General features: G+C 45.8%; 23 protein-coding genes. 9 read left to right on the top strand and 14 right to left on the bottom strand.

From position 1 onward, the window contains the following. Positions 1-227: 227 nt before the first annotated feature. Together QUA20_RS22850 and QUA20_RS22855 are read right to left on the bottom strand one after the other, a co-directional pair. Complete coding sequence (locus QUA20_RS22850) at positions 228-590, bottom strand: cupin domain-containing protein (RefSeq protein ID WP_172185512.1); 363 nt, start codon at positions 588-590, stop codon at positions 228-230. 95 nt (positions 591-685) lie between these two features. Continuing rightward, positions 686-961 (bottom strand): hypothetical protein, encoded by a 276-nt coding sequence (locus QUA20_RS22855; RefSeq protein ID WP_333191431.1) that lies wholly within the window; start codon positions 959-961, stop codon positions 686-688. Between the two features lie 159 nt (positions 962-1,120). Between QUA20_RS22855 and QUA20_RS22860 the strand changes: the two genes are divergently transcribed. The 5 genes from QUA20_RS22860 (at position 1,121) to QUA20_RS22880 (ending at position 4,630) form a co-directional block, all read left to right on the top strand. Further along, positions 1,121-1,759, top strand: coding sequence for a peroxiredoxin (locus tag QUA20_RS22860; protein ID WP_172185516.1), 639 nt, complete (start codon positions 1,121-1,123; stop codon positions 1,757-1,759). 195 nt (positions 1,760-1,954) lie between these two features. Further along, complete coding sequence (locus QUA20_RS22865; RefSeq protein WP_333191380.1) at positions 1,955-2,536, top strand: Uma2 family endonuclease; 582 nt, start codon at positions 1,955-1,957, stop codon at positions 2,534-2,536. A 35-nt stretch (positions 2,537-2,571) separates the two neighbouring features. Beyond that, positions 2,572-3,156, top strand: a complete 585-nt coding sequence (locus QUA20_RS22870; protein ID WP_333191383.1) for a Uma2 family endonuclease — start codon at positions 2,572-2,574, stop codon at positions 3,154-3,156. Between the two features lie 65 nt (positions 3,157-3,221). After that, positions 3,222-4,196: a cysteine synthase A gene (locus tag QUA20_RS22875; RefSeq protein WP_333175559.1), complete on the top strand. Its 975-nt coding sequence runs from the start codon at positions 3,222-3,224 to the stop codon at positions 4,194-4,196. A gap of 134 nt (positions 4,197-4,330) precedes the next feature. Next, entirely contained in the window at positions 4,331-4,630 is a 300-nt protein-coding gene (locus QUA20_RS22880) for a (2Fe-2S) ferredoxin domain-containing protein (protein WP_333191384.1), read from the top strand. A gap of 14 nt (positions 4,631-4,644) precedes the next feature. On the opposite strand, the gene QUA20_RS22885 is transcribed toward QUA20_RS22880, so the two are convergent. The 3 genes from QUA20_RS22885 to QUA20_RS22895 form a co-directional block, all read right to left on the bottom strand. After that, positions 4,645-5,877 (bottom strand): hypothetical protein, encoded by a 1,233-nt coding sequence (locus QUA20_RS22885; protein ID WP_333191386.1) that lies wholly within the window; start codon positions 5,875-5,877, stop codon positions 4,645-4,647. A 170-nt stretch (positions 5,878-6,047) separates the two neighbouring features. Continuing rightward, on the bottom strand, positions 6,048-6,329 hold the full coding sequence (locus tag QUA20_RS22890; RefSeq protein ID WP_172185596.1) for an HNH endonuclease: 282 nt from the start codon (positions 6,327-6,329) through the stop codon (positions 6,048-6,050). Between the two features lie 162 nt (positions 6,330-6,491). Continuing rightward, complete coding sequence (locus tag QUA20_RS22895) at positions 6,492-7,115, bottom strand: cytochrome c oxidase subunit 3 (RefSeq protein ID WP_172185526.1); 624 nt, start codon at positions 7,113-7,115, stop codon at positions 6,492-6,494. Positions 7,116-7,142: 27 nt separating this feature from the next. On the opposite strand from QUA20_RS22895, the gene QUA20_RS22900 reads away from it, so the two are divergent. Then, positions 7,143-7,310 carry a hypothetical protein gene (locus tag QUA20_RS22900; RefSeq protein ID WP_333191390.1) on the top strand — a complete coding sequence of 56 codons (168 nt, stop codon included), beginning with the start codon at positions 7,143-7,145 and terminating at the stop codon, positions 7,308-7,310. Positions 7,311-7,359: 49 nt separating this feature from the next. Here the strand turns inward: QUA20_RS22900 and ctaD are convergent, their stop codons facing one another. The 4 genes from ctaD to QUA20_RS22920 form a co-directional block, all read right to left on the bottom strand. Next, a complete protein-coding gene (ctaD, locus tag QUA20_RS22905; protein WP_333191392.1) occupies positions 7,360-9,165 on the bottom strand; it encodes a cytochrome c oxidase subunit I in 1,806 nt (601 codons plus the stop codon). A 78-nt stretch (positions 9,166-9,243) separates the two neighbouring features. Continuing rightward, positions 9,244-10,245 carry a cytochrome c oxidase subunit II gene (locus QUA20_RS22910; RefSeq protein ID WP_333191394.1) on the bottom strand — a complete coding sequence of 334 codons (1,002 nt, stop codon included), beginning with the start codon at positions 10,243-10,245 and terminating at the stop codon, positions 9,244-9,246. 222 nt (positions 10,246-10,467) lie between these two features. Then, the gene (locus QUA20_RS22915; protein ID WP_333191433.1) at positions 10,468-11,226 is read right to left on the bottom strand and encodes a class I SAM-dependent methyltransferase; all 759 of its coding nucleotides are present in this window, start codon (positions 11,224-11,226) and stop codon (positions 10,468-10,470) included. 112 nt (positions 11,227-11,338) lie between these two features. After that, on the bottom strand, positions 11,339-12,337 hold the full coding sequence (locus QUA20_RS22920) for an LD-carboxypeptidase (RefSeq protein WP_333191395.1): 999 nt from the start codon (positions 12,335-12,337) through the stop codon (positions 11,339-11,341). Between the two features lie 73 nt (positions 12,338-12,410). Here QUA20_RS22920 and QUA20_RS22925 point away from each other — a divergent pair, with 73 nt between their 5' ends. The 3 genes from QUA20_RS22925 (at position 12,411) to QUA20_RS22935 (ending at position 17,278) form a co-directional block, all read left to right on the top strand. Beyond that, complete coding sequence (locus tag QUA20_RS22925) at positions 12,411-13,844, top strand: carotenoid oxygenase family protein (protein WP_333191396.1); 1,434 nt, start codon at positions 12,411-12,413, stop codon at positions 13,842-13,844. Positions 13,845-14,557: 713 nt separating this feature from the next. Continuing rightward, on the top strand, positions 14,558-15,379 hold the full coding sequence (locus tag QUA20_RS22930) for an SDR family NAD(P)-dependent oxidoreductase (protein WP_333191398.1): 822 nt from the start codon (positions 14,558-14,560) through the stop codon (positions 15,377-15,379). Positions 15,380-15,523: 144 nt separating this feature from the next. Then, entirely contained in the window at positions 15,524-17,278 is a 1,755-nt protein-coding gene (locus QUA20_RS22935) for an asparagine synthase-related protein (protein ID WP_333191399.1), read from the top strand. 134 nt (positions 17,279-17,412) lie between these two features. On the opposite strand, the gene QUA20_RS22940 is transcribed toward QUA20_RS22935, so the two are convergent. From QUA20_RS22940 to QUA20_RS22960, 5 genes are all read right to left on the bottom strand, one after another. Beyond that, positions 17,413-18,720: a hypothetical protein gene (locus QUA20_RS22940; protein ID WP_333191401.1), complete on the bottom strand. Its 1,308-nt coding sequence runs from the start codon at positions 18,718-18,720 to the stop codon at positions 17,413-17,415. A gap of 20 nt (positions 18,721-18,740) precedes the next feature. After that, positions 18,741-19,970 (bottom strand): decarboxylase, encoded by a 1,230-nt coding sequence (locus QUA20_RS22945; protein WP_333191403.1) that lies wholly within the window; start codon positions 19,968-19,970, stop codon positions 18,741-18,743. Positions 19,971-20,108: 138 nt separating this feature from the next. Then, positions 20,109-21,968, bottom strand: coding sequence for an asparagine synthetase B family protein (locus tag QUA20_RS22950; protein ID WP_333191405.1), 1,860 nt, complete (start codon positions 21,966-21,968; stop codon positions 20,109-20,111). Between the two features lie 33 nt (positions 21,969-22,001). After that, the gene (locus QUA20_RS22955) at positions 22,002-22,625 is read right to left on the bottom strand and encodes a DUF3859 domain-containing protein (RefSeq protein WP_333191407.1); all 624 of its coding nucleotides are present in this window, start codon (positions 22,623-22,625) and stop codon (positions 22,002-22,004) included. A 239-nt stretch (positions 22,626-22,864) separates the two neighbouring features. Next, the coding region (locus QUA20_RS22960; RefSeq protein WP_333191409.1) for a CHAT domain-containing tetratricopeptide repeat protein at positions 22,865-25,669 on the bottom strand (2,805 nt) is incomplete at its 5' end.

Genomic DNA, 25,669 nt, shown 5'->3' on the forward strand with positions numbered 1-25,669 from the left:
AATTAGAGGGGAGCAATGCAACTGAATCTGAGGATTATTGCAACTCCACATCGAAGTTGAAAAAAGAGGAAATCACTCGGTACATATGGCTGGGTGCTGTTGTTGTTAAAGTTGTTGTTAAAAGATATTTTCGGTTTGTGATGTTTTTTTTAGTAGAGGCAGAGTCTCTAGATATGCGTTACCGGGCAGAGCCGGGTAACAAGCATACAAGGAGAAAAACTAGAAAATTACTGGAAAATTGTCTCGTCTTCCTTTCGCCACGCGGGATCGACGATACAAATAAATATTAGTGGCTCTGTGCCGCAGTTATAAATAAACTGCTTGGCGTTTGGAGGAATGTAAACTGCATCTCCGGCTTCCACGAATTGATTTTCGTCGTCGATGTGCATTTCTCCAACGCCGCTGAGGATGTAGTAAACTTCAGAAGTTGTCAGGGAGTGCAGTACAGAAGTTTGTCCCGGTGGCAAAGCGGCGTGCGCTAAACTGTAACGCAAATCCACAGCTTGTTTGTCTGGATGCAGCAATTCTCGCAGTTGAGTACCGTCGCCAGCAATAAACTCGTCGCAGGCATTTAGCTTTTGAATTAGCATTCTTTCCACACTCCTGAAAATCTCTTGACCACAACTTAAGTTTAATTGAAAGAGCAAGAGATGTTAAGAAATATGTAAAGCGGCGACCGGATTTTTTAACCGTAAATTCCCGAATGCGATCGATAATCAGGACAGTCGATCGCATCTTCAGATAAAGCTATAGTAGGCTGAACGGGACACTTGAGGTGGTAGTCGCCGGTGAAAAATACGCAGTTAGCACAAGGGATTTGGTGCATCCTCTGAGCTCGGCGCATGGAGTCGGTGACAGCACGCCCGACACTCAAACACAGCAAAAAAACTAAGCCCCAGGCGGACACAAAACACAGCGGGACTAAAATAGGCTGTATTGCCTTAAGCAAAAAGTAAAGCATAGCAAGAAAATTCAGCGTTAGAAGCCACACATACATTACAGTAGTGGAATTGCCGATCGATCGACCAAAAAGTTTAGAATCCTTTACAGCTCGATCGAGAAACCGGGAATTATGGCATGATAAGGAACAGTCCTTAAATAAAATTAGAGGAAATCAGCTATGACTCTGCGATTAGGCGATACAGTTCCCAACTTTACCCAAGCTTCGTCTGAAGGGGAAATCAATTTCTACGACTGGGCTGGGGATAGCTGGGTCGTGTTGTTTTCTCACCCGAAAGACTATACTCCAGTGTGCACCACAGAACTCGGTGCAGTGGCCCGTCTAAAGTCTGAATTTGAGAAGCGGGGCGTCAAAACCATTGCCCTCAGCGTCGATGATGTGGATTCTCACATGGGCTGGATTAAAGATATTGAGGAAACTCAAAATGTCACCCTCAATTATCCAATTTTAGCAGATGGCGATCGTAAAGTCTCCGATATTTACGACATGATCCATCCCAACTCGCTGAACAACTTAACAATCCGCACAGTTTTTGTAATTGACCCGGAAAAGAAATTGCGTTTGAGCATTACTTATCCGGCTAGCACTGGTCGGAATTTTAATGAAATTTTGCGAGTAATTGATTCCTTGCAACTTACAGACAAATACAGCGTTGCGACTCCGGTTGATTGGAAAGATGGCGACGATTGCGTCATCGTACCTTCGATTACCGACCCCGCAGAGTTGGCAGAGAAATTTCCTAAAGGTTACACACCGGTTAAGCCTTATTTGCGGATGACTCCTCAGCCGAATAAATAGGTTTAACTTTCCTGGACGCAGAACCTAATTATGTAAGGTGTGTACTGCACACCTTACCTCTATAATTTGCGCCTCAAACCAGCTTGTAGTGAGGACTTGAGTCCTTAATGCTGATTTTTGAGGACTCAAGTCCTCACTACAAACAAAGCAATTGTGCAATCTTGTGTAAACACTTTACATTTGAGGAAAGGCAAAATGGTGTCATCAACAATTGTGTTGCGAATACCGCCCAAATTGCAAATGACAGACGACGAGTTTTTCGAGTTCTGTCAAATCAATAGTGAGTTGCGAATTGAACGCAACAAATCGGGTGAATTGCTAATTATGCCTCCTACTGGTGGAACAACAGGAAATCGCAGCGGTAGCGTCTTTGGAGAGTTGTATATTTGGGCCGGGCAAGATGGAAGCGGTATCTGTTTTGACTCCAGTACGGGATTTAAGCTTGCAATGGGTGACAAGTCTCCAGATGCCTCGTGGATTAAACTGGAACGGTGGAATGCTTTATCTCAAGAACAGCAAGATAAATTTGCCCCAATTTGCCCGGATTTTGTAGTAGAACTCAGGTCGGTTTCTGACAATCTCAAGCCATTGCAAGAAAAGATGCAAGAATATATGAGAGAACCAGGAGTGCAGTTAGGTTGGCTTATAGACAGCAAAAATCGCAGAGTTTACATTTATCGTCCTGGTTTGCCAGAGGAATGTTTGGAGAATCCCGCGACAGTTAGCGGCGACCCCGTTTTACCGGGATTTGTTTTGAATATGAGCAAGATTTGGTAAGCTGAGTATAGGAGCAACGATCGAGGAAATCAATTATGTTGACATCAACAATTGTGTTGCGAATACCACCAGAATTGCAAATGACAGATGACCAGTTTTTCGAGTTCTGTCAAATCAATAGTGAGTTACGCATTGAACGCAACAAATCGGGAGAATTGCTAATTATGCCTCCTACTGGTTCGGAGACGGGAAACCGAGAAGGTAATATATTTGGGCCGCTGTGGGTTTGGGCAGAACAAAATGGTACTGGTTTAGCGTTTACTTCGAGTACAGGATTTACTCTGTCAACAGGTGCAGAAAAGTCGCCGGATGCTGCTTGGATAAAATTGGAAAGATGGAATGCTTTGTCACCAGAACAAAAGCAAAAGTTTGCCCCGATTTGCCCGGATTTTGTAGTAGAGCTCAGGTCGGCTTCTGACAATCTCAAGCCATTGCAAGAAAAAATGCAAGAATATATGAGAGAACCAGGAGTGCAGTTAGGCTGGTTGATTGACCGCAAAAATCGCCGCGTTTATATTTACCGTCCTGGTTTGGCAGAGGAATGTATGGAGAATCCGGCTACAGTTAGCGGCGACCCCGTTTTGCCGGGATTTGTACTCAATATGAGCAAGATTTGGTAAAAGTGGTAGCAATAAATATCAACTTATTGTAAAAATTAATAATAGGATGCAAACACGCAAAAAATATGGATATTAAAAACGGCTTTGTAGGCACAATCGGCAACACGCCACTAATTCGCTTAAACAGCTTCAGCGATGAAACAGGCTGCGAAATTCTCGGCAAAGCAGAGTTTCTCAATCCCGGCGGTTCCGTTAAAGATAGGGCTGCTTTATACATCATCAAAGATGCAGAAGAAAAAGGCTTGCTAAAACCGGGCGGCACCGTTGTTGAAGGCACTGCCGGCAATACTGGCATCGGTTTGGCACACATTTGCAACGCTAAAGGTTACAAATGTTTGATCGTGATTCCCGATAACCAATCTCAAGAAAAAATCGATGCTTTGAAAACCTTGGGCGCTGAAGTTCGGACTGTTCCCGCTGTTCCTTACAAAGACCCAAATAATTATGTCAAATTGTCGGGAAGATTGGCTGCGGAAATGGAGAATGCAGTCTGGGCAAATCAGTTTGACAATTTAGCCAATCGCCGAGCTCATTACGAGACAACTGGCCCGGAAATTTGGGAACAAACAAACGGGAAAATTGATGCTTGGGTAACAGCTACCGGTACCGGTGGCACTTTTGCTGGCGTAGGAATGTTTTTGAAAGAAAAAAATCCTGCTGTTAGAATTGTCTTGGCAGACCCGATGGGCAGCGGGCTTTACAGTTATTTCAAAACTGGGGAAATTAAGACTGAAGGTAGTTCGATTACTGAGGGAATTGGCACCACTCGCGTCACTGCAAATATGGAGAATGCCCCGGTAGACGACGCCATTCAAATTAACGATACTGAAGCTGTGCGGGTGATTTACCAACTGCTGAGAAAAGAAGGGCTGTTTATGGGCGGTTCTGTGGGGATTAATGTGGGGGCGGCAGTGGCTTTAGCGAAGCAAATGGGGCCTGGACATACGATTGTTACGGTACTCTGCGACGGCGGGGCTCGGTATCAGTCGCGTTTGTTCGATCGACAATGGTTGGCTTCCAAAGGCTTGTCACCAGATTAATCGTAGGGTGCGTTCCGGCGCACCTTAAAATCTGGGCATATATCAAATTAGAGTATATATTTAGAGTATATATGCGCGCACATATTCCCATGATAAAAAATAGCATATAGGTGGCCGACTGTCAAGTAAAAAACATGAAAATCATCGAATCTTCTAGGCGAGTTCTTGTTTGCCAAAACCGCACTTGTCGCAAGCAAAGTGCAGCAAAGGTACTGGCAGCTTTTCAGAAATTGTCACCATCAGAAGTCGAAGTTGTTGCTAGCAGTTGTTTGGGACAATGCGGCAACGGGCCGATGGTGTTGGTGCTGCCAGAAGAGGTTTGGTACAGCGGTGTTTGCCAGGAGGAAGTTGCGGCAATAACTGAGCAACATTTGCGGGGAGGAAAGCCAGTGGAGAGGATGCTTTACCGCAAGTTTCACCAGCTTTCTCATTAGTCGATCGCCCGCGTTTAAAATTCTTCCGCAAACAACCGGCGGAGAATTTCGGTGACTTCGGCGCAAAATCTGGCGTCGAGTTCGATCGCCAAGCGATCGACACTGCTGGAACCGCCTACAGCTTTTTCGGCCCGCAAAGTCATGGCTAAAGTTCTGAGTTTTGCCGGCTTTCCCGCCGCCTTCGGCCGCTCGTCAACAAACCGCACTAAAGCCACATAAACTGTTTCTAGGGTTCCTCTGATCGCGCTCAATCCGTAACCCAATTTTGAGATAATTACTGGAGAAGTGATGAGGCTATCCATCCCCAAAGTTTTAATTGCTACGTCCACATATCGAGCGCTGTCATGTCCCATTGCTCTGACAATGCTTTCTAAGCTGTTCCACTGAGATGCTTTCATGCGCGATCGCTGTTCGATATGGAAGTGCCATCCTAACATAGAAATTAGCCTGGTCAAGTCATAAGCAGATACGGAATTACTTTGTTTGGTGCTGTTTACTGCGGCATTTAGCAGCACTTGTTTTTTGCTAATATCGAATATTTTTGGGTTGTTGAGATAAGGGATTTCGCCGTAATCGCCGCGAAAAATTAGATCGTGATTGCCAGTAGCGCTCTTCAGCCATTGCTCTAGTCCTATGCGAGTATCGAAGCGTTTGAACATCGCGGCTAAGGAGTTTGAACTTGCTATATTTGAGGCATAGCTAATCATGTCTTTTGCTACATCGTAAAAGTAAAAATCGTGTTTTTGCCCGTTGCCATCTCTAACAACGCAGTTGTCAATGTCGCAGTCGGGATATTTGCTATTTACTTGAGTGACGATATTAAGGAGCGGGATAATTTTAGTGGCACTCCACTGCTCAGCATTGGTAAGTGCATTTTTTCCCAGCCACTGCGCCTGAATTTTGCCGTCTACAAAAGTACCAATGCAAACGCAGGCTTGTTTGATTTCTTCGTGGAGAAAACTTAAAGCTTGAGAGTTAATTTGAGGTAGTTCTCCCAGGCTGGGAAACGGGGTAAGTTTGAGGGGATTATTGGGTCCGGGAATATAGCTAATTACTTTTAAGCCGTCGGGTTTCTGTTTGAGATAATCGGGATAGTTTTTTATTGCTTGTTGGTAAGGGGATTTTTCAATGCCCCTGTCTAAAAAGGCTAGTTTGTTTATATTAGATTTGGCATCTATTTCCATTTGGAGGTAGTTTTTGAAGATGCGCGCTCGGTCTTTTGCGAGTTCGAGGGAGGTGAGGTTCATGATAATAGTTGGCAGCTTGTTACCAATAAGTAAATCACTATACTAGGATTTACGCAAACAAACCGGGTTGCTATGCAAAATTTTGGTTTGGAAAACGAAAAATTTATGAATAACCGGGTTTCAGACAGTAACTGCGTCCAGGACTATATATCTGAGCTCGGGCATTGCGATCAAGCTTTTTTGCCGCGTACTTGAATGCGTTTGTCGGTTTTTTGTTTCTTAATCCAAGAGACAAATTTATGGAGTTCAGGGTCATTTTTGAGCTTTTCCAGGGTGTTGAGCTCTTGGGCGAGGTGTTTGTTGTCAAATAGAGAGTGAATCTGGCGGTGACAAGCGGAGCAAATGTCGATCGTCGGGCTGGGATCTTCGTTTTTCCGCTTGGTGTTTTGTTTGGGGATGAGGTGATGGGCGGTTAATGCTTCCATTTGTCGATCGCACAATTCGCACTGCATAATTTTCTCAATGCTGCTGGATAGGAGAATTGCTACTTTTAGTTTAGCGCGATCGGCTTTGATTCATGTGAATGAAGCTCGATCGCACTCTCCAAACAATAAAAAACCCCCAATTGGGGGTCATACAAATCTCTTGCGGCAGAGGCCCAAAAGCCTCTGGGATCACAAAATATACAGCAACAAAAACAAGACAATCCAAATCACATCCACAAAGTGCCAGTAAATCTCAGTCGCTTCGATTCCGAAGTGGTGCTCGCTAGAATAGTGACCTTGCGCGCGCGATCGCCACACCACCGCCACCATCAGCAGCACTCCCAACGTAACGTGCAAGCCGTGAAAAGCAGTCAAAACGTAAAAGCAACTGGCATACAAATTCGTCGTCAAGCCAAACTCTAAATGAGTGTATTCGTAAACCTGACCGAACAAGAAAACTGCGCCCATAGCAATAGTTACGAGCAGCCAATTCCGCATTCCGGCGGCATCATTCTTTTTGATTGCAGTATCCGCATTGTGAATCACAAAACTGCTAGCAATCAGAATTACCGTATTGATTCCCGGCAGCAATAACTCTCGCGCTGGCGTACCTTCAGGGGGCCACACGGGGGCCATCGCCCGATAAATCAAATACGCGGCAAACATACCGAAAAATATCATGCCTTCAGCGCACAGGAACACAATTACACCTAACATTCGGTGGTCGGGATGCTCCACACCGTGTGCTTCTACATCAGCCTCGTGGTGGTAATTCAGGGCTGTTTTTGCCGGATCGATCGCTGGAATTTGCATAATAAATTGCTAGTTGGTAATGGGATTTTGAAGGAAGAAGGAAGAGGGAAGAAGGAAGAGGGAAGAGGGAAGAAGGAAGAAGGAAGAGGGAAGAGGGAAGAGAGAAGAGGGGAAAAAATTTATCCCTACATTGCTGGTGTGCTGTTGCTGTCAAAAGTCATTAATGCCAAGTTCTCATATTGCGACGAGCAATAACTAATAACTCATGACTAATGACTTTTGACAGATGACTGATGACTAATAACTATTCGCCATCTTGACTTTCATCAGCAGGAGAATCATCATCTATCTCTGATTCAGGAGCGACCAAAGTTGCAGTACCGCCAAAGAAAGTTGAAGCTTGAGCCTCCGCAATAGGAATACCTGTTTTCTGGGCGTTGCGGGTGGCATTTTCTCTCAGTTTGAGCCTGAGACGTTCCCCTGTATTCTGAATTTTCTCCATGCCGTAATCGTAAGGCCCTGTTGCCAATACCGGCACTCCTTCAAAATTTTCTATCGGGGGCGGCGAAGTCGTCATCCATTCCAAACTCAAAGCTTGCCAAGGATTATCACCTGCTTTCGGGCCGTACCTCCAGCTCCAAATCACATTAATGATAAAGGGGATTGTAGACACTGCCAGCATATAAGCACCGACAGTACAAATGACATTAATTGTGGTAAATTTCGGGTCGTACATTGCCACCCGCCGGGGCATTCCTTGCATACCCAAAGCGTGCATCGGCAGGAAAGTTACAGTAAAGCCAACATAAGTTAAAACAAAGTGAACTCTACCCCAAAATTCATTAATCATCCGCCCCGTCATTTTGGGGAACCAGTGGTAAAAAGCAGCGTAAATTCCAAACACTGAGCCGCCAAACAGCACGTAGTGTAGGTGAGCGACGACAAAATAAGTGTCGTGAACGTGAATGTCGAAAGGTACGGAAGCTACCATGATCCCGGTGATGCCGCCGAGCACAAATGTTGAGATAAAACCCATCCCAAATAGCATCGCGCTGACAAGCCGGAGTTTGCCTCCCCAAATAGTTGCCAACCAGCTAAATATTTTAATCCCAGTTGGTACGGCGATGATCATAGTCGTGATCATAAAAAACATCCGCAGCCAGCCGGGAGTGCCGCTGGTAAACATATGGTGCGCCCACACGATCAAGCCCAAAAAGCTGATCGCGAGACTGGAATATGCGATCGCCAAATAACCAAAAATTGGCTTGCGGGAATGCACCGGCAAAACTTCTGAAATTACCCCGAAAAAGGGCATAATCATAATGTAAACTGCCGGGTGCGAATAAAACCAGAATAAATGCTGGTAAACGATGGGATCGCCGTTGCCGGTCGGGTTAAAAAATGCCGTCCCCGCTAACAAGTCAAACGACAGCAAAATCAAAGCTGCGGCTAAGACTGGAGTAGCAATCAAAGTCAGCGCTGAAGTCGCAATCATCGCCCAGCAAAACAAAGGCATATCATTGAGACCCATGCTCGGAACGCGCATGGTAAAGATGGTAACGGCAAAATTCACCGCCCCCAAAATCGAAGAAGTTCCGAGAATCAAAACGCTGAGAATCCAAATTTCTTCCCCGGCTTGAGCAGTAACTAAGCTCAAAGGGGGATAGGAAGTCCAACCCGCCTGCGGAGCTCCTACCAAAAAACTGCTCAACAGCAACACGCCGCCTACGGGAATGAGCCAAAAGGCGATCGCATTCAGCCTGGGAAATGCCATGTCTTGTGCCCCAATCATTAAGGGGATCAAAAAGTTAGCAAATCCGGCTCCGGCGGGTACGATCCACAGGAAGATCATCACCGTCGCGTGAACAGTAAATAAACTGTTGTAGAGTTCGGGGGGGACAAAATCGGAGTCGGGGGTGGCGAGTTCTGTTCGCACCAAAGTTGCCATCACGCCGCCGATTAGATAGAAAATAAATGTTGTGACTAGGTATTGAATACCGATGACTTTGTGGTCGGTATTAAAAGTGAAGTAGTCGCGCCAATGTCTATCGGCGGGAGCTGTTCCGCGAGCCTCAGTGTTGGCACTTTCTTGGAACTGTGCTTGTGTCATAGTTATTAGTCATTAGTTATTAGTCATTAGTTATTAGCTCAGAATCAAAGACCCACTGCCAGGAACTAATGACTATTTTTAGTGATGAGTTGGGTGAAGTTGTTCTAGGGTTTCGGAATTAATTTTTATTTCCCTGACGTAGGGAGCCAAAAATTCACCGTCTGACAATTCCCCAGGATTGAGTGCAACTGCTTGCTCTAAGTTTTGACTGCTAGCAACTTGCTGGCTTTGCAGCCAACTGTCGAATTCTTCGGGCGCGTGAACGACTGCTAAAGCTTTCATCGCTCCGTGATAAGCGCCGCACAATTCAGCACAAACAACTCGGTATTCGCCGGTTTTAGTTGGTGTAAATCTCAGTTCGCTCGGCCGCCCGGGAATTGCATCTTGTTTGAGGCGAAATTCCGGCAGCCAAAATGCGTGCAGCACGTCTTGAGCTGAGATATTTAGCTGTACGTCGCGGTTGACTGGCATATGCAGTTCGCCGGAACTAACGCCGCTTTCTGGATAGCTAAAAATCCAGGCGTACTGCAAACCCATGACATTTACAACTAAGTCTGCTGGTTTGTCTTCATTTTCTGGGGAAGCGCCTACGCCTAAAGCATAGAGTTTTTGAGACGGAATTTGAGGGGCGTTTTGGGGTGTATCTGAGAGTGTGGCTGCGATCGCACTTCCCCGCATTTTAGAGTGCGCTTGCATGGTGCCGTGGTCGTGATTGCCCATCGGATCGAGGCCTCCCATTGAGTTGTAAATCTCAAAACTGTAGACTCCGATTCCTAAAATAATCACCGCCGGCACGGCTGTCCAAAGAATTTCTAAGGGAAAGTTGTCATGCCAAGGCGGTCCGTCTGTGTTGTCTCCTTGACGGCGGCGATATTTAATTGCAGCAACGATGAGAATTCCCTGGACCATGATAAATAATCCAGTGGAAATGGTCATCATTGTATTGAAGAGCGCGTCTATGTCGGATGCTTCATCAGAGGCGGCGATCGGCAGTAAACCGTGATTCTGCCCGTACCAGAGACTGATCAGAGTCACTCCGATGCCGGCGAGCATGGTGAGGATGGAACTTGGAATGTTCACGCTGGTACTTCTTAATAGCGACACTTCTTCGCTTGAAAAATGAAGGAAGCGCCTCTGGGTTATCAATTTTTAATTGTAAATGGTATTTTTAGTAAAAAGTCTATCTTAAGGGTTACTTAAGGCTTAGTATGTTTGACTGACCGATCGCCCGTACACACAAATACGTCTTTTGTACCTTGACAAAAATGATGAAAAATGGTAAGCAATCGCTCTGTTTGGCTGCTAAATTTGAGATTGTTTCTCAAACACCATCAAATGCTGCTGGGGTAACATATCTTTTGTCTCTTTCCATACTAAACCGACGGCTGCCATTTCTTTTTTCACCTGCTTCTGCGTCATTTTGTGCAAACCTTTAATGGGAATCATCGGGTTTTCGCCCCGATACTCTATCGATACCGTGCGGCCTCCCGGTTTGAGTGCTTTCACAATTCCTTGCATCATTTCTCTGGGATATGCAAATTCGTGATAAGCATCCACCATCACAACTAAATCTACACTGTTTTCGGGCAAATTCGGATTGTCAATACTTCCCAAAACTGGCTCAACGTTAGCAATATTTTTTTCTTGTTTATTCAATTTAATAAAATTAATCATTTCCGGCTGCACGTCAACTGCTAAAACCTTTCCTTGTGGAACTAAGGGAGCGATGCGAAAGCTAAAATATCCCGTTCCAGCTCCTATGTCGGCTACAATATCGGTTGGTTTTAAATCTAGATTGTTCACTAATCGAGCTGATTTGTCTTCCATGCCGCGAGACGGTCTTTCCAGCCAACTAGCGCCTTGATATCCCATGACTTGGGCAATTTCTCGACCCATGTAAAATTTGCCTGTGCCGTCGGGATTGTGGACGGTTCGCTGCTGATAAATGGTGTCGCTGCTGGCGGTTTTACTTGCTTCTGCACAGGCATTGAGCGGCAACAGGCAAATTATTCCTAAGATAATTGCTGCTAGATGTTTGAGGAATTGTCGGTTTTTCACGATCGTCCTAATAGTATGTTTAATTTTTTCATTACCAGGCTCTGCGCGGTAATGCAGAAGCAGAGGAAGAGCTTCGCGAATATCGAGAATAGTTTAAAATTTAGCTGACAGCGGATTATAACAATCTGATTGTACCAGAATTTGAGTCGATTTCGACTTGTTTGCCGATCGGCAAAGTGAACTGCTCCCGAATGTGCCCCACCATTGAACCATACCACGCAGGAATCTTCAAGGGGCGAATCTGGTCTGACAATACTTGAGGTAAGCTTAGGGACTCTTGGGGTTTTTCAGCTTCGCACTTGGTACACTGTCCGAAAATAAAACCTGAAATTTTATCGAGAATGCCCGCTAATTTGAGCTGCGTCAACATTCTATCGATGCGATAAACCTCTTCGCCAACTTCCTCGACAAACAAAATACTGTTTTCCCATGTCGGTAAATATGCAGAACCCACCATTGCTGCGATTACTGATAAATTGCCGCCGATTAGTTTTCCCCTAGCTGTGCCGCGCCAGATTGTTTCAACTTGAAGGCTTTTGGAGTTTTGCAGCGTAACAGAGCCTCCCTCAAACAAAACTTTTTTGACGCAATCTACTGTAAAGGGACTCCAACTCGAGGCACCTAAAGGGCCGTGAAAAGTAACTATATTAGTTTTAGCATAAATCGCCAATAACAGCGCAGTAATATCGCTGAATCCCATAATAATTTTGGGATTGTTGCGAATAATATTGTAATCTAGGAGCGGCAATATTCTACCGCAGCCCCAGCCGCCCATCCCGGTAAAAATAGCTCGCACTGAGTCATCGGCAAAGGCTGCGTTGACATCGGCGGCGCGATCGGCATCCTTGCCTGCTAAATAGCCGTAGCGGTCGTAAAAATGCTCTCCCAATTTAACTTTTAAACCCAGGTTATCCAGAACTTTGAAAAATGGCTGCACTTCTTTTTGGTAGTTGAAAGCGGCAGGATTGATTAAAGCTACAGTATCGCCGACTTGCAGGCGGCGCGGCTCGATCGCAGTTTTGGGAGAGAGGTTGGTTTGGGCGATCGGCAAAAGCTGAGTACCAATAGCAGTCAGCCCAAAAGTTCTCAGCAGAGCACGGCGGCGGAGAGTCATAGCTGTTAGTTAATTTTTGCTATAATTGTATAGCAAAAATTCTGTCATATCAGTTAAAACTTGCGAGTTTCAAATGAAAACCGACACTCAAATCTCAGCTAAAAAATCTTGGGCTCAAGCTTTTGCCCGTCCGGCTGCAGAGTTTCCGCTGACTCAGCTATTGGTTAAAAGCGGTAAAATTCCCGCAGGATTGCGCGGCACTCTCTACCGCAACGGGCCCGCACGTTTGGAACGCGGCGGCATGAATGCGGGACACTGGTTTGATGGCGATGGTGCAATTTTGGCAGTACATTTTACCGATGCGGGTGCTGCGGCTGTTTATCGCTACGTGCAGACAGCGGGATATCAAGCTGAGGAAAAAGCTGATAAATTTCTCTACCCTAATTACGGTATGACAGCACCGGGACCTGTGTGGCTGCGCTGGAGAAAACCTGTTAAAAATGTTGCCAATACTTCTGTTTTAGCTTTGCCCGATCGCCTTTTAGCTTTGTGGGAAGCAGGCTTGCCTCACAGCCTCGATTTGCAAACCTTGGAAACTCGCGGAACGGACGATTTAGGAAGTTTAGAGAGTGGATCTTCTTATTCCGCTCACTGCAAGCGCGACCCGATTACTGGCAACATTTTTAACTTTGGAATTACACATGGTGCCAGTACAAAGTTGAATCTCTATAAAAGCGATGCTACAGGCAAAATTGTCCAAAAAGCAACAGTTGCTTTAGAAGGAATTCCTTTGTTACACGATTTTGTTTTAGCAGGAAAGTATCTAATATTTTTTGTACCGCCGATACGACTTAAAGTTTTCCCAACGTTAGCTGGAATTAGCAGTTTCGGCGACTCTTTGGAATGGAAACCAGAGTTAGGAACGCAGATATTAATAGTTGACTCGGAAACTCTCTCTTTAGTTAGTCGCGGTGAAACGGAACCTTGGTTCCAGTGGCATTTTGCTAACGGTTTTGTCAAGGAAGATGGTTCGGTGGCCGTTGATTTAGTGCGCTTCGCTGACTTTCAAACTAATCAGCGCCTGAAAGAAGTAGCGGCGGGTGAAACTCGCACTGATGCGGAGGGGACTCTGTGGCGGGTGCATCTCAATCCTCAAACTGGGAAAGTGACAGCAGCCGAAGAATTGTTGGATCAACCTTGCGAATTTCCGACGGTACCTGCTTCAGAAATAGGGCAAGACTCGCGATATATTTATCTGGCAATGTATCGGCCTGACGTTGATATTGTACCGGAACGTTACGGTGCGATCGCCCGTTTGGACACGCAAACCCGCAATCTCACAATTGCCGACTTGGGCGAAAATCGCTATCCCACAGAGCCCATCTACGTTCCAGATATTTCGTCTGAGAAAGGTTGGATAGTAACAGTTATTTATGACGGCAATTCTGACAGTAGCGAAGTCTGGATATATGACAGCGACGGACTTTCCCGCGAACCTGTTTGCCAGCTAGAATTGCCCGGAGTCATACCTTTGGGCTTTCACGGCACTTGGAAATCCGCCGTATGAGAATTGTGTAAAGAAGTGTTGCGGAAGATTTATTAAAAATTGTTGCCGCTTTAACTTCTAGTTGTTAAGGTGTGTGTAGATAGGAAATTCTCATATCTAGGAGGTGTGGAATTGATCATCTGCATTGCTCAATTTTCCTGTGCCAATTCGCGCGAATCCCCGGCGATTGTAAGTCGCGACAGCACAGGATATCGTCTGCCTCTGCGGACTAAAAAAAGAGGGGTAATTAAGCCCAAACGAATAACCAATCCAGGCGAATATTCCCGGCGAATTTATTCGCGGCTACACAGGCAAAGTCCGCCGACGCGGACTGAATAAAACCAATCCCCGGCGAATTTATTCGCGGCTACACACGCAAAGTCCGCCGACGCTAACTGAATAAAGAGCGGTACTAAAGCCAGCTTTGGCATGATTCCCGACTAGGTTTTCTCATCTCACGTTTGTCTGCTTGCATGAGGTTAAGTGACCAGATATTTGACTGATTCCTGGCAAACTAAAAGTTTAGTTCAACTCACGCGCACGTTAGCGATTCAACAGTTTTTGGTTTTGAGTTAACCCCACAAGTAAATGAGGTCTATCGAAACAAGATAGCCTTTCCCAAAATTATGGATTATGAGTTGTTACCGCCAAAACATTCAACTCATAACTGATAATTCACAACTCACAACTCATAACTCCGTGCCGCAGTGAGCATCAACCAAAAGGTTTAATCTATGCAACTTCAAGGAAAAACAGCTCTTGTTACAGGAGCTTCGCGCGGAATTGGGCGATCGATCGCCCTGGAATTAGCGAGACAAGGAGTCAAACGTTTGTTGATTGTGGCGCGCAACCGCAAGCAATTAATTGAACTGGCAGAGGAAATCGATGTTTTTGGCACCGAAATAGTGCCGTTAGCTTTGGATTTAACTCAGTCAGTAGCGGTGAATATTGCGATCGCCCAAGCTTGGCGAGATTGCGGCCCGATTCACCTGCTAGTCAACTGTGCGGGTGTCGCCCACCAAGCATCTTTCTTGCGTTCCCCACTCCCATTAATCGAGGAAGAAATCGCCTTAAATTTGCTCGGAACCTACACAATTACCCGCTTGATAGCTCGGCGAATGGCGACTCAAAAAGAAGGAACAATCGTCAATGTTTCGAGCTTGATGGGAAAAATTGCCGCTCCGACAATGGCGACTTATTCTGCTACCAAATTTGCCATTTTGGGATTCACCCAAGCTTTACGCAGCGAGTTAACTCAGTACAATGTTCGAGTGACAGCTTTATTGCCCTCTCTAACAGATACCGACATGGTGCGAGACTTGGAACAATTTCGCTGGGTAGTACCCACAACTCCCGAAAAAGTTGCCTTAGCACTTGTCGCGGGATTGCACAAAGATGCGCCGGAAATCTTAGTAGGATACCAAAGTCATCTAGCAGTTTGGTGTCACCGAATTGCTCCTTGGTTGCTGGATTTTGTGTTGCGGATGGCGACTCCAGAACTTCGGGATAAATCGCGCGGCCGCAAATTGCGGGAGGCTTTAGCTAGCGGGCGATAAACCCTTTTATGGGCGGGTTCTGGGGCCCACCCCACAATGAAAACTCATTCTTTGTGGAACGGGCTCTGGGGCCCGTTCCACAAAGAATGCTGCAAGATGTAAGTTATAGTTGATAATATTTATAATTATCTTGAGTTTCCAAAAATGAGCGATAAAAAATCATTCCTCAATTATCAAGGTAGCCAACAACAAAAATCCTCTCTACATCCAAATTCTCTGGTTGAATTAGCCTCAAATTGGCGGATAGCTTGGGGTAAAACAGACGCGATCGCAGATAATACAGCGTGGCGAGAAAGTCAAATTGCTATTATTTGCTCAAACCCAACTGTTCAGATAATTCTAAGCCCCTCAAAAAAATTTGCAGTTGTCGGCGATATTTGGCTGAGCAACCGATTAGAATTGCTGGAAAGATTGGGGATTGCGGCTAATTTTTGGCAGGGCTGCGATCGCCAATTAGTCGCTCAACTGTGGGAACGCTGGGGCGTTGAATGTTTGCCGCTGCTGGCGGGTATGTTCGCGTTCGCGGTTTGGGACAGAGAAAGGCAAGTTTTGCGGCTGGTGCGCGATCGCGCGGGTGCGCGAACTCTCTACTACACTGATGTTGGCGCGACTCGCTGGATTTCTCCTCAACTGCGGGCGATCGCACCCTACCATTCAAGGGCGATCGACCTCGTAGCGCTGCGAGATTACCTCTGCTGCTCCTTTGTTCCGGGCGATCGTACCCTCTGGCAGCAAGTGCGAGAACTGCGCCCAGGAACCGTTTTAAGCTTCCCTGACGAGACAATTTCCGCTTACTGGGAACTCCGAGAACAAGTTGTCGAGGCCGAACAATCTTTAGAATGGCACGGCGCGAGATTGCGCACTCTTTTAGATGAAATTGTCCGAGAATATTTGCCAGCAAATCAACCTGTAGGCGTCTTTCTTTCCGGCGGGTTAGACTCTAGCTGCATCGCCGCTTTAGCTGCTAAATTTCACGATCGACCAGTTCACACTTACTCAATTCATTTTGGTGCAGAATGCGCCAACGAATTAGAGTTTTCCAGTTTAGTTGCCCAACACTGCCAAACTCAACACCACATTTTAGAAATTAGCTTTCGGGATATGTGGGAAAAGTTGCCAGAAACGATGAGCTATTTAGACGATCCGATGGGCGACCCCCTGACAGTGCCAAACTTGCTATTAGGAAAATTGGCGCGAGAATCTGTCGAAATTGTCCTCAACGGCGAAGGCGGCGACCCCTGTTTTGGCGGACCGAAAAATCAACCGATGCTAATTAATAGCTTGTACAATTCTCTGACTAATTTGGATGCGCTGCCAGCATATTTGATGTCATTTCAAAAGTGCGCTGCGGATTTGCCTCAACTTTTAAAACCGGAAATTTTAGCAGCGGTAAAAACAGAACCTTCGGTATTTAGTGCCGATTTGAATGGCAGCGGCAATTATCTCAATCGATTAATGGCATTAAATATTAAATTTAAGGGAGCAGACCAGATTTTGACGAAAGTTAACAACTTGACTCAAGCTGCGGACTTGCACGGGCGATCGCCTCTTTTCGACCAGCGAATAGTTGACTTGAGCATGACGATTCCGCCGGAATACAAACTATCGGGAGTTGTGGAAAAAGCTGTGTTAAAACAAGCGGTTGCAAACCTTTTGCCCGCTCAAATTTTAGACCGACCAAAAAGCGGGATGCTGGTTCCAGTACAGTTGGGATTTAAGAAGTTTTGGCAGCGAGAAGCTAAGGGTTTGCTGCTGTCGAAAAAAGCTGCGATCGCTCCTTATTTCAACCAATCTTTGATAGGTCAATGGCTAGACTATGAAGGAGATACCTGGGGGCGTTACGGCGTTAAACTGTGGCTGTTGGCGAGTTTAGAAATTTGGCTGCAAGCTAATAAGTAATATCAAATCGGCTTAATTGCACATTATATCTGTAGGGACACGGCAGTGCCGTTTCCTTATCTGCGCGGACACGGCAATGCCGTTTCCCTACCGCACAGGATATTTGCGCGGGCAATGCCGTTTCCCCACAAACCTCAACCAAAACTGTCAAGAACATAAATAGAACTATCCGTACCGCCTAGCAAAATCAAACTGCTGTCATCGCTGCCTAAATCTCGACTGCCGGCAATTCCTCGATTCAAAATTTGAATCAGTTTTTGAGGACTAAACGATTCCAATTCTACATAATTACCTAATTCCAACCACTCCAATTCTTCAGCGGATAAATCTTGGCGAATTGCTGGCGGCAGTTGTACAGCATCTCGTGCCGAACTCTCAGAACTTAGAACACACATATTGTCGCCAGCCACAATAATTTGCCTGGGCAGGAATCCGATATCAATAATTATCGCGCTGCTATCTGAGAACCAATTAGGACTGGTACGCAAGCGGTCAACTAAACCAATTCCTCTGGGAGTGCAATCGTGCAAAGCGTACACTTTTAAGTCGGGATTTCGGCGCAGCATTTCCATAGTTGTGTCGAAGATACTTTGCGGATATCCGGTAATGCTGAGGACTGCACAGTTGTTTTCAAAGTGAAAATTATTGGCGATTAAAAATTGGGCAATTTCCGGGCGATCGCACACAACTAATCTGTCAAAACTGTAAGCGCTGACATCAGGACTAACGACGGTATTTCCATTTAGAGCGCGGGGAGGCGGCAGCAATTTAGTCATAGAGTTAATTGCTGTCCAAGTGTTAAGCCAACCTTGAAACTGATTTAACTCAATAGTAAATTCTTGACTATTTGCAGGTTTTTTGTCAATTTTTCTGCTTCCCAAATAGATAGATAGCAGTCCGATAGCAGAGCTAGCTAAAAACAGCGGAAAGGAACTTGATAACACACTTACACCAATTCCACACACCAGAACTATTACTCCCCAAACTTGCAAAGTATTTGCAAAGTTCTGGCGTTGTTTGTACGGATACTTCCTAGAACGGCTAGCAGTAAAAGTTCCTGCAATTAATAAACAATTGATCGCAAACATTACCAAAATGAAAGCTATACTCCCTCCGGAAAATAGATTGGGTGTCAAGAAGATAAGAACAAAGATACCCGAAACTATATTAATAATTACGTATCCTGGGATTGTGTAGAACAGTTCATCATTTTTTGGTCTCGATCGCTTGTCTAAAAGGTAAAATAACTGCTTCGGGGTAAAAAACAGCGTATCATTAACCGAAATATCTGCGATCGCCTTGGCAAACATCGGGTCAGTTATTTTGACACCAGTCATTGAAGTCGGTTCAAATGCAAACTTATGCCTGCATCGTACACAGCGGCCGCTATTTGCCGTGCGATCTTTTAACTTATTGTCAGTATGGCAGTTAATGCACTTCATAAACGTCTCCTAATGATGATTCAAAAAACTTGATTTGCTAACAAAATGCTGTAACCTTCTCTTTGGCGAATCACGCGATGCTGGTTATTTTCTAACAGCACTTCCGCAGGTCTGGGGCGGTGCAAAAAGTGCGATGACATGGCATAGCCGTAGGCTCCCACATCTAAAATAGCCAGGATTTCCCCAACTCTCAAAGCTGGTAAATGACAGTTTTTTCCCAAATAATCCCGCGAATAAGTAGTATTGCCACAAACATCAGTAAGATGTAGAGAATCCCGGCAATTCCAGGTATAAATCTCTCGATAACCACCGTGAACTGACGGCACTGAAAGATTGGCAACAGTAGTATCTACACCGACAATTTGTTTGGCTTCCTGCCATTTTGTAGAAACAACTTGAGCGAGCAAAGTAGCGCATCCTGCTACAACCGATCGCCCTGGTTCAACTATTAGCTGAATTTCGCGATCGAGTTGGCTAATTTTGCTGGTTAATTCTGCTCCGAACAGTTCCCAGTCAAAGGCTGTACCCCCCCTGCGGTAAGGATAGCCAAAACCGCCGCCAAAATCGAGATATTCCCAATCTGGCAATTGCTGGGCTGCGGCAATTACAGTATCAATTACTTGAGTAAAAGCTGCGGTAGAATTAGTGCCGGTACCGCGATAAAAATGCAATCCGCTGAGCTTTAATCCGGCTTTTCTAGCGAGGGCGATCGCCTCTGGGAATTCAGTCGATCGCACTCCAATTCGACTGTCTCCAGTTAGTTCGGGCAAATTCAGTCTCAAACCCAAACTGGGCGGTTCTAAAATCTGTTGGTTTTCCCTGAGAGATTGATAAACTTCACAGCACAACTGCAACTGAGCAATACTGTCGAAATTCAGAGTTTTGACACCCCATTTGAGAACTTGTGCCATCTCATTTCGGTGCAAATTGCTGCCGCTGTAAACAATGTTGTTGGGCGCAAAACCTGCCTGACTTCCTAAATAAATATCTCCCGGTGTATTGGCGTGCAGTCCCCACCCGCAAGCTTGAAAAATTTGCAGCAGTGCGATGTTGCCGTTCGTCACGCTGGCAAAACAAAATTGAGTTCGCGGATAGGAAATTGCCTTAGTAATGCGCGCGATCGTCCGGCGCAAAATATCGCTTTGATAAACGTAAAGCGGCGAACCGTAGGTAGCTAATAACTCTTGGGCTAGGGAAAGAGTAAAAGGCGGTTCTTTGAGAATTGATTTGCGATCGGCGATTGTTGACATAATGGTAAAGTAGATGTTTGTTTAATTAGCAATTATCCCAAATCCAGCTTTAATACCTCACTTATTCTTTAGTCCGCAAAGGCTGAATTTGTTTGTGTAGACGCGGTTTTAACCGCCGAGGAATAAAGGGAGTAGCGTTTATTCTGCCCACCGCTGGCGGTAATTCCAAACCGATCGAGGCAACCAAAATGGATGATTCCAAGATTTGTTTTTCACTTCCTCGCCTAAGATTTGCGATCGCCAAATTTGCCACATAATTAACAGCCAAATAATTTCGCCAATGCGGCGGCCTTGAATTCCCGCTGCGAATTTGCCGGACACAATTTGAGCAGCTAAATCGGGTTGCCAGCGTTTCTCTGATAGCAGCACGGCAGGGTTCAACCAATCGCCAATTTGATGCCAAAATTCATTAAAACACCAAGAGGTTAAGGGAACCCCCATACCCCGCTTTTCCCGCCAAACTATTTCCGCAGGCAGCCAATTTTCCACGGCTCGTTTGAGGATGTATTTCTCGCAAGCACCCCGCAAACACAATTCTCCTGACAGTTTAAACGTCCAGTTTGTTAAGGCAAAATCGCAAAAGGGCGATCGCACTTTCAGACCAAAAGCTAGTGCTAAATTAGCAGCGCGGGGATGGATGTTCTGCGCGCCTTTGAGCATCAGCCCCGCGCGGCGGAGGCGGTGCAGCAAAGACCCGCCTAAAGCAGGATTAAGAGCCTCTAGCAGCCAATCTTGAGGGTGCAAATTCTGAATTTGAGTGTAAATTTGCGGCTGGTAAACTTTAGTTTCGTATCCCCACATCCGGTGAAAAGTTCGCAGGTATTGCAGGGCAAAAGCTTCGTCTCCGGCTGGATTTGCTGCTTGATAAATACCCGCTGCAATCAGGGGTTTATTCGTCCATCCCGCAAATAACTGATCGCCGCCTTCGCCGTTGAAAACGAGATCGGTTTTTTGACTCGCAGCTTCATTTAAAAGGTACAGCGGCACTGTAACTCCGTCGCCAAAAGGCAAATCTAAAGCTTTCACAGCAGAATGCAAAACTTGTTTAATCCGGTGCGGCCTGGCATCTACTTTTACTAAGGGAATTTTCAGCGAGTAGGCTACTTGTTCTGCCCAAGGATATTCAGGAATTCCGGCTTCGCCAAAGTCGAGAGTATAAGCGCGCACTTTGACTCCGGCTTTTACTAATAAAGCTGCGACAACTGAGGAATCTAAACCGCCTGATAGAAATACTCCGACAGTTTCACTGCTGTTTATATCGGCAATTTGACGGTGAACGGCATCTTTAAGTAAGTTTTGTAATTGTGCGATCGCTTCTGCTTCGTCTTCTATTTGTTCTGAACTTTCTCCCCATTCCAACAAGCGTTTTGAATTTTGTTCAAGAATGACACCAGTATCTCGATCGCACTCCCAAGTCAATTCGGTTCCTGCGGGAACTGCGAATACATTTTTGACCGGAGTTAAAGGAGTTGGGACATAGGAAAAACAGCTATAGCCGTACAAACCGGGAATGCTGACATCTGGCTGTTCGCAAATATTTAACAGCAGTTGCAATCTCGATGCAAACCAAATACTCTGCCCGATTTGCGTCCAGTAAAGCGTTACTCGCCCGAAGGGTTCCCGTCCTAAAATCAGGCAATTTTCTCGAACGTTTACCCAGACATCAGGTAACAGCAAACCGTTAGCTGATGGATATGTAGATAGTCCAGATGCTGAAAGGGCGGCGATTTGCAAAGTACGTGAAGCGTAGCTATCCCGCAGGGAATCGCTCTTTTTGGTCGGCAACCTTGGCGCGCCATCGAGTTCGGTACTAGCAACATTCCAAATTGGATGATTTTCGCTGCCTGCGGTGGAGAAACTGGAATAATCCTCGACTTTTTGAACTGGAATTTCTCTGGCAGACTGGCTGATAATTTTCGCCAGCAGCGCGTCTGATTTGTGGCGAGAGTCGCAGCCCCAGTATCCTAAAAATTGACGCGGTTTGTTGGTAATTTCCATATTAAAATCTATCCATAGGCGAGTTTTTTATAATTATTTAACTTCAAAGGATGCACTGCCGATCGCACGACTTTCAACGAACATTTTAACTTGCCAATTTCCGGTAGCAGCAGCAGTACCAATTTGGTAGCGGCATTGAGTATTCCAGATAGGTTTGTCGATTTCGCGAGTCTGATAGCGGTTTTGTTTGACAACTTGACCGCTGGGGTCAATCCAATCGCAAGATAACGACAGTTTTTTCCCGATGGGTGCATCTTTCAAGGTAGTACGATAAAATATTTCAGGATTATTTTGGCGGGAAATAACTGTCAAATTGCCACCATCATCCTGCACCGAAGTTATGCGGTTTTCTTGAATTGAAACGCGATCGATCGCTTGTCGGTTTTCCTGAATGTAGAATCCGGTAATTGCGATCGCCCCCGCAGCAGCCGCAGCCAATCCTCCTGCAATCCACCGATTTCGCCGCTGCTGCTGGGCCAGTGCTTCCCGACGCTGCAACTGGATTAAAGCTTCATTTAGCAACTCTGGAGGCAAGCCCAACTCCTGCAAAATTTCTTTGACTTCTTCGGAATCAAGTTCAGATTGCCGGAGGTTAGAAAGGCGTTCTACTTCAGCTACTATTTGCTTGAGTTGAGTTTGAGTCAGTCGATTTTCCATATATTAAGACGCGGTAGGAGTTTTTTATGCGACTTACTGACCCCAGTTAATTAACATTTTAAAACTGGCTGAGCTTCAAGTCAATTCATAAGTTTCATAATTTTGAGTTCATAAAAGTCATACAGCAGATTCCACTTTTATGAAATAGACCCGGATCGCTCTTCGATCCCCGTAGGGACACGGCATTGCCGTGTCCCTACAAGGGCTATGTACTTACTTACCAGCAAAAGTGCTGTATATCATTTCCACTCCCCTTGCAACGTAAAAGCAGCCCAATAATAGGGAGACTTCCATTTTTCCTGCTGCATCATTTCAATCTGCGCCGCCCTCAAAGCTGCCGCAGGCGCTAACTTTTGTTGCAGCATTTTCTGATAAAACTTTTGCATTAACACAGCAGTTCCTTCATCATCCACACTCCACAAACTCACGGCCACCCGCTGCGCCCCCGCATACATAAAACCCCTTGTTAATCCCACCATTCCTTCGCCTTTAACATTCTGTCCCATGCCCGATTGGCAAGCACTTAAAACCACTAAATTTGCCGCCAGTTTCAAGTTGAAAATATCCGTGAGGCGCAAAAAACCATTGACAAGATTGCCCTTGTCATCTACCATCGACATCAGAATTCCTGACAGTTCGGGATTTTGGCTGTTGGCAAGGCCGTGGGTGGCAAAGTGAACGATTTGATAATTGGCTAAATTTCCATCGGTAGCAGTAGTGCGGCTGGCATCAAAATCAAATATTTGACGGCTAGAAGCTGAGGGGAATAAGCTAGATATTGTTTGGGCTTCTTGACGGGTAAATGGTAAGCGTTGGGGCGGCCATTGCCGATTAGAAGCACGAAGCGATCGACTTAAACCGAGATTATTTAATGCTAGCTTTTCGGTAGTTTCCGGGGTAAGTTTTCCTTTGAGTCTGTCATCGTCTGGACTGAAAACAGGATCGGCTAAAATTGCTAAAGTTTGGCTGGGTGGTTTTCTGTCTCCGTAGTTTTGCCGGAGAATGGCGAGAGTTGAGGCAGAAGGCAGAGTGATAATTTCATGTTCGACAATTAAGGGAACATTGGTATTTTGTCCGGCGGTTTGGGCAAGGGTTAAAGCTTGAAAAGGGGTATAATGCAGCACGCCGTCGGGAACAATTAATAAGCGTTTGTTTCCTAATTGGGCTGCTGCGGGCTGTAAAATTACTTGACCCAGATTTGCACTTGCTTGGGCAACTTTTTGGGGAATATTTCGGTAAATTGGGCTAGTTATTGCCTCTAGGAACTCCTTAGCTGCTGTTTCAATGTCAACCTGTTTTGGTAATTCATAGCTGGTTAGTCCTGTTGATGTCACAACCCACAAATAACTGCGATCTCTGCCGAGGGAATACTGCAATAAAATTGTGTTTTCATCGAGAATCTGTTTCTGAATTTCAGGCAGTGTTAAAGGTTGGGGTTGGGTGAGGGCTGCGTAACGTGGGCTAGCGCTACGAATCTGGGTTTGAATTTGCTGATTTTGTTCCAAAAGTGAGAGGCGCTGTTTGTCAATTTCATCGATTTTAGTTGCGTTGGAATTGGGGCTGCTGATTGTTTCGATGCGCTGCTTTTCAATGGCATCAAGTTGCTGTTGCAAGCTTTTTTCTTGTTGCAGTAAAGCGGGGGAAATACCTTCGCGAATGTTGGCGTTACTTTCTTGGAGAAGTTCGAGGAGACTGCGGGCTCTCGAACGTTCGCTCGCTTCTAAGGCTTTGGTATCATACCCTAATTTGGGTTGCGTTTTGTGCAGTTGCATTAACAAATCTATGTAGAATTGGTAATAGTTTTGTACGGTGGCAAAGTATGAGGTGCGGAGTTCAGGGCTGGCTATTTTGGTGCGGAGGCTTTCGATAATTTTGATAGAATTTTCAATATTTTTGAGGGCTTCGGTAAGATTGTTTTGCTCGCGTTTGACATAAGCTATGTGGAAAATGGTGCTAGCTTCCTGTGCGCGATCATCTACTGCCCGACTCAGGGGAAGCGACTGGCTGTAATACTCTAGCGCTTTCTGTTTTTCTCCCAATTCTGAGTAGACTAAGCCGATGCCAGTGAGGGTGGTAGCTTCCCTACGGCGATCCCCTGTTGCCTGAAACAGGGGAAGCGACTGGCTGTAATACTCTAGCGCTTTTTGTTTTTCTCCCAATTGTGAGTAGACAATGCCGATGCTGCTGAGGGTGAGAGCTTCCCCACCGCGATCGCCTACTGCCCGACTCAGGGGAAGCGACTGGCTGTAATACTCTAGCGCTTTCTGTTTTTCTCCCAATTCTGCGTAGACACCGCCAATGTTGGTGAGAGTGAGAGCTTCCCCACCGCGATTGCCTACTGCCCGACTCAGGGGAAGCGACTGGCTGTAATACTCTAGCACTTTCTGTTTTTCTCCCAATTGTGAGTAGACTAAGCCGATGTTGTTGAGGGTGGCAGCTTCCCCACCGCGATTGCCTACTGCTCGACTCAGAAGAAGCGACTGGCTGTAATACTCTAACGCTTTCTGTTTTTCTCCCAATTCTGAGTAGACTAAGCCGATGTTGTTGAGGGTAGTCGCTTCCCCACCGCGATTGCCTACTGCTCGACTCAGAAGAAGCGACTGACTGTAATACTCTAGCGCTTTCTGTTTTTCTCCCAATTGTGAGTAGACTTGGCCGATGTTGTTGAGGGTAGCCGCTTCCCCACCGCGATTGCCTACTGCTCGACTCAGAAGAAGTGACTGACTGTAATACTCTAGCGCTTTCTGTTTTTCTCCCAATTGTGAGTAGACTTGGCCGATGTTGTTGAGGGTGACAGCTTCCTGTGCGCGATTACCTGCTGCCCTACTCAGGGGAAGCGACTGGCTGTAATACTCTAGCGCTTTCTGTTTTTCTCCCAATTCTGAGTAGACACTACCGATGCTGCTGAGGGTGACAGCTTCTCCACCGCGATTGCCTACTGCCCGATTCAAGGGAAGCGACTGGCTATAATACTCTAGCGCTTTCTGTTTTTCTCCCAATTGTGAGTAGACTTGGCCGATGTTGTTGAGGGTGACAGCTTCCTG

This window comes from Microcoleus sp. Pol7_A1 (assembly GCF_036701085.1).
GTDB lineage: Bacteria > Cyanobacteriota > Cyanobacteriia > Cyanobacteriales > Microcoleaceae > Microcoleus > Microcoleus asticus.

Excerpts from the sequence above, each read along its gene's own strand:
- QUA20_RS22850 (WP_172185512.1), bottom strand. The coding sequence starts at position 590 with ATGCTAATTCAAAAGCTAAATGCCTGCGACGAGTTTATTGCTGGCGAC.
- QUA20_RS22855 (WP_333191431.1), bottom strand. The coding sequence starts at position 961 with ATGCTTTACTTTTTGCTTAAGGCAATACAGCCTATTTTAGTCCCGCTG.
- QUA20_RS22860 (WP_172185516.1), top strand. The coding sequence starts at position 1,121 with ATGACTCTGCGATTAGGCGATACAGTTCCCAACTTTACCCAAGCTTCG.
- QUA20_RS22865 (WP_333191380.1), top strand. The coding sequence starts at position 1,955 with ATGGTGTCATCAACAATTGTGTTGCGAATACCGCCCAAATTGCAAATG.
- QUA20_RS22870 (WP_333191383.1), top strand. The coding sequence starts at position 2,572 with ATGTTGACATCAACAATTGTGTTGCGAATACCACCAGAATTGCAAATG.
- QUA20_RS22875 (WP_333175559.1), top strand. The coding sequence starts at position 3,222 with ATGGATATTAAAAACGGCTTTGTAGGCACAATCGGCAACACGCCACTA.
- QUA20_RS22880 (WP_333191384.1), top strand. The coding sequence starts at position 4,331 with ATGAAAATCATCGAATCTTCTAGGCGAGTTCTTGTTTGCCAAAACCGC.
- QUA20_RS22885 (WP_333191386.1), bottom strand. The coding sequence starts at position 5,877 with ATGAACCTCACCTCCCTCGAACTCGCAAAAGACCGAGCGCGCATCTTC.
- QUA20_RS22890 (WP_172185596.1), bottom strand. The coding sequence starts at position 6,329 with ATGCAGTGCGAATTGTGCGATCGACAAATGGAAGCATTAACCGCCCAT.
- QUA20_RS22895 (WP_172185526.1), bottom strand. The coding sequence starts at position 7,115 with ATGCAAATTCCAGCGATCGATCCGGCAAAAACAGCCCTGAATTACCAC.
- ctaD (WP_333191392.1), bottom strand. The coding sequence starts at position 9,165 with ATGACACAAGCACAGTTCCAAGAAAGTGCCAACACTGAGGCTCGCGGA.
- QUA20_RS22920 (WP_333191395.1), bottom strand. The coding sequence starts at position 12,337 with ATGACTCTCCGCCGCCGTGCTCTGCTGAGAACTTTTGGGCTGACTGCT.
- QUA20_RS22925 (WP_333191396.1), top strand. The coding sequence starts at position 12,411 with ATGAAAACCGACACTCAAATCTCAGCTAAAAAATCTTGGGCTCAAGCT.
- QUA20_RS22930 (WP_333191398.1), top strand. The coding sequence starts at position 14,558 with ATGCAACTTCAAGGAAAAACAGCTCTTGTTACAGGAGCTTCGCGCGGA.
- QUA20_RS22935 (WP_333191399.1), top strand. The coding sequence starts at position 15,524 with ATGAGCGATAAAAAATCATTCCTCAATTATCAAGGTAGCCAACAACAA.
- QUA20_RS22940 (WP_333191401.1), bottom strand. The coding sequence starts at position 18,720 with ATGAAGTGCATTAACTGCCATACTGACAATAAGTTAAAAGATCGCACG.
- QUA20_RS22945 (WP_333191403.1), bottom strand. The coding sequence starts at position 19,970 with ATGTCAACAATCGCCGATCGCAAATCAATTCTCAAAGAACCGCCTTTT.
- QUA20_RS22950 (WP_333191405.1), bottom strand. The coding sequence starts at position 21,968 with ATGGAAATTACCAACAAACCGCGTCAATTTTTAGGATACTGGGGCTGC.
- QUA20_RS22955 (WP_333191407.1), bottom strand. The coding sequence starts at position 22,625 with ATGGAAAATCGACTGACTCAAACTCAACTCAAGCAAATAGTAGCTGAA.